At 72.5% G+C, this 9,730-nt stretch carries 11 protein-coding genes; 2 read left to right on the top strand and 9 right to left on the bottom strand.

Annotation, left to right across the window (positions count from 1 at the left end; all coding sequences use genetic code 11):
- The 5 genes from ACWDX9_RS54350 to ACWDX9_RS54330 form a co-directional block, all read right to left on the bottom strand.
- Positions 1 to 129: beta-ketoacyl synthase N-terminal-like domain-containing protein (locus ACWDX9_RS54350; RefSeq protein ID WP_449970207.1), on the bottom strand; the 129-nt coding region annotated here is incomplete at its 3' end.
- A gap of 17 nt (positions 130 to 146) precedes the next feature.
- On the bottom strand, positions 147 to 1,205 hold the full coding sequence (locus ACWDX9_RS54345; protein ID WP_449970206.1) for a ketoacyl-ACP synthase III family protein: 1,059 nt from the start codon (positions 1,203 to 1,205) through the stop codon (positions 147 to 149).
- Between the two features lie 47 nt (positions 1,206 to 1,252).
- The gene (locus ACWDX9_RS54340) at positions 1,253 to 2,302 is read right to left on the bottom strand and encodes a ketoacyl-ACP synthase III family protein (protein ID WP_449970203.1); all 1,050 of its coding nucleotides are present in this window, start codon (positions 2,300 to 2,302) and stop codon (positions 1,253 to 1,255) included.
- Between the two features lie 36 nt (positions 2,303 to 2,338).
- Positions 2,339 to 3,211 (bottom strand): phytanoyl-CoA dioxygenase family protein, encoded by an 873-nt coding sequence (locus ACWDX9_RS54335; protein WP_350735911.1) that lies wholly within the window; start codon positions 3,209 to 3,211, stop codon positions 2,339 to 2,341.
- Entirely contained in the window at positions 3,204 to 4,742 is a 1,539-nt protein-coding gene (locus ACWDX9_RS54330) for an FAD-dependent monooxygenase (protein WP_449970201.1), read from the bottom strand. Before ACWDX9_RS54330 ends, ACWDX9_RS54335 begins: the two co-directional genes overlap by 8 nt.
- A 248-nt stretch (positions 4,743 to 4,990) precedes the next feature.
- Here ACWDX9_RS54330 and ACWDX9_RS54325 point away from each other — a divergent pair, with 248 nt between their 5' ends.
- Positions 4,991 to 6,220: a cytochrome P450 gene (locus ACWDX9_RS54325; RefSeq protein ID WP_449970198.1), complete on the top strand. Its 1,230-nt coding sequence runs from the start codon at positions 4,991 to 4,993 to the stop codon at positions 6,218 to 6,220.
- Positions 6,221 to 6,229: 9 nt separating this feature from the next.
- A complete protein-coding gene (locus ACWDX9_RS54320; protein ID WP_449970195.1) occupies positions 6,230 to 7,177 on the top strand; it encodes an aldo/keto reductase in 948 nt (315 codons plus the stop codon).
- Positions 7,178 to 7,196: 19 nt separating this feature from the next.
- Here the strand turns inward: ACWDX9_RS54320 and ACWDX9_RS54315 are convergent, their stop codons facing one another.
- The 4 genes from ACWDX9_RS54315 to ACWDX9_RS54300 all read right to left on the bottom strand — a co-directional run bounded on the left by ACWDX9_RS54315 (position 7,197) and on the right by ACWDX9_RS54300 (position 9,489).
- Entirely contained in the window at positions 7,197 to 8,039 is an 843-nt protein-coding gene (locus tag ACWDX9_RS54315; protein WP_449970192.1) for a hypothetical protein, read from the bottom strand.
- Between the two features lie 3 nt (positions 8,040 to 8,042).
- Positions 8,043 to 8,369, bottom strand: a complete 327-nt coding sequence (locus tag ACWDX9_RS54310) for a hypothetical protein (RefSeq protein WP_350735925.1) — start codon at positions 8,367 to 8,369, stop codon at positions 8,043 to 8,045.
- A gap of 51 nt (positions 8,370 to 8,420) precedes the next feature.
- Positions 8,421 to 9,017 (bottom strand): hypothetical protein, encoded by a 597-nt coding sequence (locus ACWDX9_RS54305; RefSeq protein ID WP_449970190.1) that lies wholly within the window; start codon positions 9,015 to 9,017, stop codon positions 8,421 to 8,423.
- Positions 9,018 to 9,126: 109 nt separating this feature from the next.
- On the bottom strand, positions 9,127 to 9,489 hold the full coding sequence (locus ACWDX9_RS54300) for a hypothetical protein (protein ID WP_449970187.1): 363 nt from the start codon (positions 9,487 to 9,489) through the stop codon (positions 9,127 to 9,129).
- Positions 9,490 to 9,730: the final 241 nt, after the last annotated feature.

The raw sequence follows: 9,730 nt of genomic DNA, 5'->3' as shown, positions 1-9,730 counted from the left end.
GTAGTCGCGCCAGCGGTCGGCGGGCGCCCGTCCGCTGGCGTCCCGTCCCTCGCACAGCAGGTTCCAGTACTCCTCCGCCGAGCCGACGCCGCCGGGCAGGCGGCAGCCGATCCCGATCAGCGCGATCATCTCGACCGGTCGATCCATCACACGTCACTCCGCATCCGCGCCCACACGGGCGACTCGAGAATCTCCACGACGGCGGCCGAGATCGTCACGCCCGGTCCGAAGCCGAACATCAGCAGGTGGTCGCCGGGCCGGAGGGCATGGTCGCGGACCAGGTGCTCCAGCGCGAGGATCTGGTCGCTGGCCCCGCAGTGGCCGATCGTCCGGCCGAAGTCCCAGGCCGACCGGGACGCCGGGATGCCCAGCCGGTGCTCGCAGATCTGGTCGGCGATCTCCTGGGAGGTGTTCATGCACGCCACCCGGGTCACGTCATCCGGCTTGATCCCGGCCTCGGACAGGGCCCGGTCGATCACTTCGGCCATCCGCTCGTCCAGCGTCACGAGCACTCCGGTGCCGTCGCCCTCGACGACCGCGCGCCGGCGGAACACGTCGTTGTGCGCCCCGAAGTCCACCGTACGGCCCTCGGTGACGCCGGGCGGGAACAGCGGCTCTGCGCAGCGGTGCATCTCCTCGGCCTCCGACACCGACATCGTGCACACCGACGCCAGCCGGGCGAACCCCGGCTCGGTGTCGAGCACGAGGGCGCTGCCCGCGTCACCGGCGACGGCCGCGGGCAGCATCCGCCACCGGTCGACGAGCGGGGTGCCGTAGTTGTCGGCGGCGACCAGCAGCGCCGCCTGGCGGCCGGGCGCCGCGCGCAGGTAGCTGGCGGCCAGCTCCAGGGCCGCGAACATGCCGTTGCAGCCCTGCTTGAGCTGGGTGGACAGGACGCCGTCGCCGACCAGATGGCGTTGCACGTACGCCTGGGGCGGCCAGCCCTCCGGGCCCTGATGCCAGGTCGAGACGTACAGCAGCAGGTCCAGCTCGGTGGGGGAACGACCGCTGCGGGCCACCGCGCTCCGTGCCGCCCGTAACGCCATCTCCGGCGGCGGGACGTCACCGGCCACCGCGACCGCGGCGAGCCGGTGCAGCTCGACCTCCTCGGCCGAATACCACCCCGCCGCCACCGCCTGCTCCACGCTCACCGTGGCGGGGAGGTACGACCCGACCCCGCTGATGTACATGTCCGCCGTCTCCATGCCGCCTCCCGGGCTCGTCGAACTCGATCCTCGATGCGGGCGCCTGCTCAGCCGGGCCCGCCGGGGGCGTACTCCTGGGGGACGTCGAGGATCCGCAGGACGGCGCAGGCCATGGTGGTGCCGGCGCCAAGACCGACGAGCAGCATGTAGTCGCCGCGGGCCAGCGCCCCGGCCGCCAGCAGGTGGTCGAGGGCGACGAACTGGTCGCTGACCCCGAGGTGCCCGACGCTCGCGCCGTAGTCCCAGGTGGTGTCGGCCAGGGTCAGCCCGAACCAGTTCACCCCCCGGTGCTCCAGGTCGTCCCAGCGCCCGTGCGGGAAGGCCACGCGCGCCACCTCGTCGAGGGTGATCCCCGCCTCCTTGAGCGTGCGGTCGACCAGCCCCATCAGCGTCGTCTGGATCGCCAGCATGACGCCGGCACCGTCGCGGGCGAAGAGGCGCTTGCGGAACTCGCGGTTGCGGGCGGCGAAGTCGAGCGGCCGGCCGACGGTCGCGTCCGGCGGGAACATCGGCACGCCGCCGTCGTTGACCGACTCGGCCTCCGGGAGCACGACCACGTTGACCGAGCGCAGCTCCGCGAAGCCCGTGTCCGTGGTGAGCAGCAGCGCGCACCCGGCGTCGCCCATCACGTTGCCCTCGATCATGCGCCACCGGTCGACCAGCGGGGTTCCGTGGTTGTCGGCGCCGACCAGCAGCGCGCTGCCGCCCGGCCGCAGGTACCCGGAGGCGAGCTGCAGGGCGCTGAACAGCCCGCAACATCCGTGCCGCAGCTCGACGGACAGGACGTCGCCGCCGATGAGGTGCTGCTGCAGGTAGTACTGCGGCTGCCAGCCCTCCGGCCCCTGGTGCCAGACATCGGCGTACAGCATGAGGTCCAGATCTTGTGGCGACATCCCGCCGGAGCGCTCGAACGCGTGCCGGGCCGCGCGGAGCGCGAGCTCCGGCGCCGGTACGTCGCCGGCCACCGCGGCGCCGCCGAGGCGGAAGTACTCCATCTCGTCGGCCGGGTAGCGGCCCTCGGCGACGGCCGTCTCGACGCTGACCACCGGCGGCAGATGGACGCCGATACTGCGCAGGAAAATGTCGGGTGTTCGCATGCGTCCTCCTTCAGCGGTGCGAAAGGCCGTCGGGCCTCACTGGGGGCCCGCCGTCGCGGCGGGGTTCTCCGCCCCGTCGCGGAGCAGCAGCATCGGATCGCTCAGCTCGTACAGCCCGCACATGGGTGGGCAGGCCTCGTAGCCGAGGAGCCGCTGGATGTCCTCGGGGTAGCCGCGGACCGTGTCCAGCGGCAGGGACAGGTAATGGTTCTCCTCCTGGCGGAGGTTGCCGAGGTCGTAGGCGTACGACAGGCCGGTGCGCGGCGCGTCGGAGGCGTTGACGCCGGCGCCGTGGTAGGTGCTGCCGAGCCACAGCAGCGCGGCGCCGGGCCGCATCTCGGCGGGGACCGCCTCGTCGTCGCGGGGCGCCCGCTCGTCGTCCCACCGGTGGCTGCCCGGGATCACGCGGGTGGCGCCGTTGCGCGCGGTGAACTCGCTCGCGGCGACCATGACCTGCACCCGGCTCTCCGGACCCGGATGGGTACGGAGGTGGGCCGTGTCGTCCCGGTGCAGCCCCTGGAGCGGCACGCCGGGCCTGATCTGGATCGCCCGGGATATGCCGAGCTGGATCGTCGGGACGAGCTCCACGCGCTGCTCGCCGAGCCAGGCCTTCACCGGGCGCTGCAGGAAGTGCCGCGCGCAGCCGAGGAGGTGCGGCTGCCGCATGATCGCGATCGAGTGCCCGCTCCGGCGTATCAGACCCGGCAGGATCCGGGTCTTCTCGCCGACCAGGCGGCCGTCGCCGTCCGCCTGGCGTTCCAGGTCCGGGCCCAGGTCGTCCCACAGGCCGCGGAGCGTGCCGGCGTCGACGAAGTCCTCGATGATCACCGCTCCGTCCCGCTCGACGACGTCGATCGCCTCGGCGAGCGGCGCCGACCCGGGCAGCGTGGTCAGCTTGGGATCACTCATCGCGAAGCCTCCTGTCCGGGCGGCCGAACCATCGGGTGAGGGCGCCTTGCAGCGACGCCGGGTCACCGGGCGTGCTCCAGGCGACGAAGCCGTCCGGGCGGATCAGCAGGGCGTCCGCCGGGGCCTCGGCGCATTCGGCCGTGACCACGTCGATCCGGTCGGCCCAGGGTTCGGCGAGTGCCCGCGGCTCGGGGCCGGCGCCGAGGTCGAGCAGCAGCGCCCGCCCGGTGCGTTGCAGCTGCGCGAGCCGTACGGGGCCGTCGGCGCACCGCAGCCGCAGATCCGGGCTGTAGCGCCCGACCAGCGGACCGGTCAGCGACGGGTCGCCCATGTCGTAGCTGATGTGCAGGTCGTCGACCAGGGAGGTGAGCTGCCGGTTCGCCTCGTCGCGGAGCAGCAGCTCCGTGAGCAGCCGGCGCAACGCGTCGACGTACGGGCCGGGGCGCATCAGCGCGATCGAGGCACGCTGGATCTCCAGCGTCTGCTCGCCGATCGGGTGCCGCTCGGAGTGGTAGGTGTCGAGCAGGTCCTCATGGCACCAGCCGCGCGCGACCGCGGCGAGCTTCCAGCCGAGGTTGAGGGCGTCTCCCAGCCCGAGCCGCAGTCCGGGGCCGCTCCAGTGCGAGTGGACGTGCGCCGCGTCGCCGACGAGCAGCACCCGCCCGCTGCGGTACGTCTCGGCCTGCCGCGCGTTGTCGGTGAACCGGGTGATCTTCTTGACCTCGGTCACCGTCACCTTGGTGCCGCTGAGCCGGCGCAGCGACTCCTGGAACTCCTCGAGCGTGATGGGGGCGTCCCGGTTGGCCGGCGGGCCGTCGAACTCCAGGGTGATGAACCGGGGCGGTCCCTCCTCGTACACGAGGAGCCCGCCGTCCTTGCGGAACCAGCCGGGGAGATGGAATTCCGGGTCGTCGATCTCGGCGAAGGCGCGGTATCCGGCCGTGACGCCGTCCGTGCCCGGGAAGGCGATGCCCGACAGCTTCCTGACCACGCTCCGGCCGCCGTCGCAGCCGGCGAGCCATTCCGCCTCCATCCGGTACGGCCCGTCAGGGCCTTCGACGTCGAGACACACGCGGTCGTCGTCCTGGACGAAACCGGTGACCGTGTGGCCGCGCCGTACCTCGACGCCCAGGTCCGCCGCGCGCCGCGCCAGGTCCTCCTCCAGGAGTTGCTGGGGCACCAGCAGGTCGGGGGACTCCGGGCGGAGCAGGAACATGGTGGCGAAATGCCGCGCACCGGGGAACGCCTTGGGGAGCAGGCTGTCCGGCCGCCGCTCCCCCTCGGCGATGCGGGCCTGCTGCTCGGACGTCAGCGGCGCGGCAGGCGCCTCGGTGACCCCGACCATGAGACCGCGACGGTCCATGATGTCGATGGCCCGTCCGGTGATGCCCTCGGCCTTCGGGCGCCATTCGATCGCGGGCAGCCGTTCGAGCACCACGACCGGAACGCCGTGGAGGGCCACCTCACACGCGAGCATGAGCCCCACCGGTCCCGCACCGACAACCGCGACCTGCGCATCCAGATACGCCATTAACACCTCTGCTGGAGGAGAGAAAGAGACTGCTGAACAAAGCTGCCGGGTCGCCACTACAGACCGGCGATACTCACGGCGGTTCGCAACGTGAGTGTTGACAGATGTGCCTCCGGGCGGTCAGCGCCGATGCTAATCGGATGATCCATAAATGACTAGTGGTGTCATTTTTCGGACTCACCATGCATAATCATCAGCGCCGATGATCAACGGCGTGCCGGGCCGGCGCGCAGGTGGGAGGTTGCCGGATGAGCGATGGTCGGAAGGCCCAGCCGTTGGAGACCGACCGGCCCAATCCCTTCGACCCGCCCGTCGAGCTGCGGAAGCGAGCCCCGCTCAGCCGGCTCGCCTATCCTGACGGGCACGTGGGCTGGGTGGCGACCGGGTACGCCGTCACCCGCGCCATCCTGGCGGACCCACGCTTCAGCACCCGGCGCGAGCTGCTGCACCAGCCGGTCGGCCGCGAGCGCGCGCACCAGCGGCCGACGCCCGCCGAGCCGGGGATCTTCCCCCACATGGACCCGCCCGAACACACCCGGTACCGCCGCCTGCTGAGTCGCCACTTCGGGTCTCGCCGCGTCGCCGAGCTGACGCCCGCGATCCGGCGGTACACCGCGCAGGCGCTCGACGCCATGGCGGCCGCCGGGCCGCCCGCCGACCTCGTGGCGTCGTTCGCCGTTCCGGTTCCGGCGCTGGTCATCTGCGAGTTGCTCGGCGTCCCCGCGCAGGACCGGCACGTGATCCAGGCGGCCACCGGAGTGATGAACGACCTGGACTCCACCCCGGGCCAGACCGCCGAGGCCGTGATGTCGATCACGGAGACGGTACGCGGCCTCCTCAAGCGCCTGCGCGCCGGATCCGGCCCGCCGGACGACGGGCTGCTGGCGCACGCCGTGGCGACCGGCGACCTGAGCGACGACGAACTCACCAACCTCGGGATGGTGCTGCTGGCCACCGGCCATCTGCCCACGTCGAGCATGCTCGCGCTCGCGACGTTCGTCCTGCTGACCGACCCGGCCCGGCGAGCCCGCCTGGCCGCGGACCCGGAGCTCGCCGAACCGGCGGTCGAGGAGCTCCTGCGGTACCTGTCGATCCTCCAGTTCGACGTGCGGCGCACCGCGCTGACGGACGTCGAGCTCGGCGGCCAGGTCATCGCGGCCGGCGAGACCGTGGTGCTGGCGCTGCCGGTCGCGAACCGGGACCCGGAACGCTTCCTCGACCCGGACACCCTGGACCTGGCCCGCTCCGCGACCGGGCACCTGGCCTTCGGGCACGGCATCCACCAGTGTCTCGGCCAGCATCTCGCCCGGGCCGAGCTGCGCATCGCGCTGACCGCGCTCTTCGAGCGCTTTCCCGACCTGCGCCTGGCCGTTCCGGTGGCCGAGGTGCCGACCCGCGACCGCATGGCGGTGTACGGGGTGGACCGCCTGCCGGTCACCTGGGGCGCTGCTCCGGCGGACCGTTCGAGCGAAGGGTGACTTCGGATCATGCGTTACAGGACCTTGGGCGATTCTGGCCTGCGGGTGTCGGTGGTCGGTCTGGGCTGCAACAACATCGGCTCGCGGATCGACGTGGCCCGTACCAGGGAGGTGGTGGACGCGGCGATCGAGGAGGGCGTGACGCTCTTCGACACGGCCGAGGTGTACGGCGCGGTGCACGGCGCCTCCGAGGAGATCCTCGGGGAGGTGCTGGCCGGCCGGCGGGACCAGGTGGTGCTGGCCACCAAGTTCGGCAGACCCGGCGACCAGGGTGCGGCGTCCGGAACGCTGGGCGGCCGGTCGTACATCCGGCGCGCGGTGGAGGGGTCGCTGCGCCGCCTGCGTACCGACTACATCGACCTCTACCAGTACCACTTCCCCGACGGCGTCACCCCGATCGAGGAGACGCTGGAGGCCCTGACCGAGCTGGTGCGGGAGGGCAAGGTGCGCTACGTCGGCAGCTCCAACTTCGCCGGCTGGCAGATCGCCGAGGCCGCGCACGTGGCCCGCGCGAGGGGATGCGCGCCGTTCGTGTCGGCGCAGAACCACTGGTCGTTGCTGGAGCGCGGCGCCGAACGGGAGGTGGTGCCGGCGGCCCTGCACTACGGGGTCGGCGTGCTGCCGTACTTCCCGCTGGCCCACGGGTTGTTGACGGGCAAGGTGCGGCGCGGGCAGGAGCCGCCGGCCGGGAGCCGGCTCGCGGAGCGTCCCCACCTCGTCACGCCGGAGAAGCTGGACCGGGTGGAGGCGCTGACGTCCTGGGCCGACAAGCACGACCGGTCCCTCCTGGACGTGGCCATCGGCGCGCTGGCCGCGCTGCCCGGCTGCGGCTCGGTGATCGCCGGCGCGACCGCCCCGGAGCAGGTCCGGGCCAACGCGGCCGCTGGCGACTGGGAACCGACCACCGAGGAACTCGCCGAGATCACCGGGCTGATGCCGCTCCTCGCGGCGGTTTGACGATGCGAGCCCTCGTACGTCAAGGCGTCATTTTCGCCAAGCTCGCGATCTCCTGGCCCGACCCGCCATCCACGGCCACCCGCCCCGCCGCGACGAGCCCGTCCAGCACCCGCGAGAACTCGAACAACTGCAGCCCCGACAGCGCCTGAAGCTTGCGCAGCTCGGAGGTGCCGTTGGCGCGCAGCGTGTCCAGCAGCACCTGCTCGGCGGGCGGCGTCTGCTCGAAGGCGGGCCGCAACGACTCCACCAACTCCCGCAGGACCTTCTCGCCGATCAGCGCCTGCAACGACAGACCCAGCACGTACGACTTGACCTGCTCGGGAAGGGTGGCCTCCCGCCCCGAGCGCAGGGACGCGATCCGATCCTCGACCACCTTGACCTCGGCGGGCGTGAAGTTCTGCAGCGCCGCCACCGCGTAATGGAACAGCGCGTCCGCGCCCCGCTCGAACGGGAACCCGCCCATGATCTCGCCGACCCCCTTGGACCGGATCCTGGCCCGCCCCCGATCCACCGCCCGGTCGGCGGCCGAAAGGATCACCGTGAGCACCGCGCTCGGCCCGACCCCGATCACCTGGTTGCCCGCCGTGACGTTGAACAGCGAACTGCGGAACAGCGCCCCCGACCCGAACCCCGCCGCCAGCACCTGCGTGAAGGTGACGCTCTCCCCCGTGGCGCCGAAGGTCCACCCGAACTGCGTGACCGTCCACAACGCCGCCGCCGCGCCGCCCGCGTTGACGGCGACGTAGAAGGCCGCCGGCACCGACCACAGCGCGCCGGCGGGGTTGTCGCGATACCGCGACACCAGCTCGGCCAGCGCGACGAGCGCGCCGATGAGGGCGACCGCGAGAAAGGGCACCCACATGGCTCACACCTCGCGATACAGGTGGACGACCTCGTCGCCGGGAGGCCCCTTGACCGTCACCAACCCTTCTTCGGTCAGCTCGGCCAGCACCGCCGTGAACTGCAGGAACGACAGCCCGGCCCGGTCCTGCAGGTCCGCGATGCGCATCTGGCCGCCGGCGTCGACCAGCGCCCGGACGGTCTCGTGGGTCCGGGGCGAGCCGAGGGCACGGCGGAACGCGGAGCCCCCGCCGTCCTCACCCGTGGCTCTCGACAGGTCGTGCACCGAGCTGTCGCCCCGGCGTGGAGGCGGAGGGACGTTCGACGGTCCCGGAAGGCGCTCAGACGACATGGGAACCCTTCTGCCAGCCTGCGCTCACCTTGCGACAGCCGGTAGCCGGTGTCAATGTCGACCGGCATGTCGGCTCGACCACCCCTTGTCATTCCTGCGGTCGGCCGGCTCGACGCCCAGGTCAGGCCGGAGACGGCCGTGTCCTGGCCTCGCGCACGACGGCCGTCCCGGCCCGGAGCGCGGCGACGGGATCGGCCGCCTCGTCCAGCTCGACGAGCACGATGCCGGCGCCGGGCGGCGGGACATCGCCTCGGCCCACCCGCGCCAGTCCACGATGCCGGTGCCCAGTTCGGTCATGTAGGGCTGCTGCTGGGCGAAGACGGTCTCGTCGATGGTGAGCTCGACGTCGATGGGCTTGACCGCGTCCTTCCAGTGCGCCAGCGCGATGCGCCGGCGGTGGCGGCGCGCGACGGCGACGGCCTCGCCGGCCAGGTGGGCGATGTCGGCCATCCGGGTCATGTACGCGGCGTCGACGAAGAAGGGCGGGCGCGTCCCGAACGTCTGGCGCATGGGCAGCCCGGCGACGAGGAGTTCCGCGCCCACGTCGGCGAGGAAGGCGGCGTGCCGTTCGGCGTCGGCGACGATCGCGGGCAGGTTGTCGCCGTGCCGCCAGTCGGGTGCTTCGCTCGCGGCCATGGAGGCGCTCACGACGGAAAGGCCGCGAGCCTGGAGTTCGCGGCGGAACGACGGCGCGTCGCCGAAGGCCCGCAGGGCCGAGTCGATGTGGCGAAGCGGGGTTCGGTGGTGGTCCCCAGCGTCATTCGGTGCCTCCGCGGGCGTTGTAGACGGTGACGCCGCCGGTGTCGACGGCCTTGCGGTAGTCGCGGAACACGGCGAGCGCCTCGTCCCGGAGCACGTCCCGGGTGACCCGGATGCCGCGCGCCTCGAACTGCTCGGCCCAGTCCGCGCCGAGCGGGCCCTCGTCGAACGTGGTGATCTCCTCCAGTTCGGGGCCCTCACCGGCGCGCAGCCGCTCCGCCGGCCCGCCCGCGTCGTCCAGCGCCGCCAGCACCAGCGCCGCCGTGTCGTCGAGGGTGGCCTGCGGATCCTGGTAGGAGCGCAGCAGCCGGTGCGCCCGGCCGACGATGCGGCCGCGCACGTCGGCGATGACCGCGGACACGTCGGAGGTGGTGACGCAGACGGCCGCCAGCAGCGCGTGTTCTGCCCGCAGTTCGTAGCGGCGGGCGGGCGCGGAGGGTGACCGAGGTGTTGACGCGACGGACGGCGCTCTGGTTCATCCCGGGCATCAGCACTCCTCCACCGCCCGCACGACGGGGTCGTACACGCCGGTGGTGTCGGCCGCGAGGGCCGCTCCGGGCCGGCCGTATTCGCGCGCCGGATCGCCGGGCCCGCCGGTCGCC

The sequence above is a fragment of the Nonomuraea sp. NPDC003201 genome, from assembly GCF_053590415.1.
The sequence above is the reverse complement of the archived record's forward strand: the minus strand, read 5'-3'. Positions and strand labels throughout refer to the sequence as shown.

Coding starts and splice junctions, on each gene's coding strand:
- ACWDX9_RS54340 (WP_449970203.1), bottom strand. CDS start 2,302: ATGCGAACACCCGACATTTTCCTGCGCAGTATCGGCGTCCATCTGCCG.
- ACWDX9_RS54315 (WP_449970192.1), bottom strand. CDS start 8,039: ATGTGGGTGCCCTTTCTCGCGGTCGCCCTCATCGGCGCGCTCGTCGCG.
- ACWDX9_RS54325 (WP_449970198.1), top strand. CDS start 4,991: ATGAGCGATGGTCGGAAGGCCCAGCCGTTGGAGACCGACCGGCCCAAT.
- ACWDX9_RS54345 (WP_449970206.1), bottom strand. CDS start 1,205: ATGGAGACGGCGGACATGTACATCAGCGGGGTCGGGTCGTACCTCCCC.
- ACWDX9_RS54310 (WP_350735925.1), bottom strand. CDS start 8,369: ATGTCGTCTGAGCGCCTTCCGGGACCGTCGAACGTCCCTCCGCCTCCA.
- ACWDX9_RS54330 (WP_449970201.1), bottom strand. CDS start 4,742: ATGGCGTATCTGGATGCGCAGGTCGCGGTTGTCGGTGCGGGACCGGTG.
- ACWDX9_RS54335 (WP_350735911.1), bottom strand. CDS start 3,211: ATGAGTGATCCCAAGCTGACCACGCTGCCCGGGTCGGCGCCGCTCGCC.
- ACWDX9_RS54320 (WP_449970195.1), top strand. CDS start 6,230: ATGCGTTACAGGACCTTGGGCGATTCTGGCCTGCGGGTGTCGGTGGTC.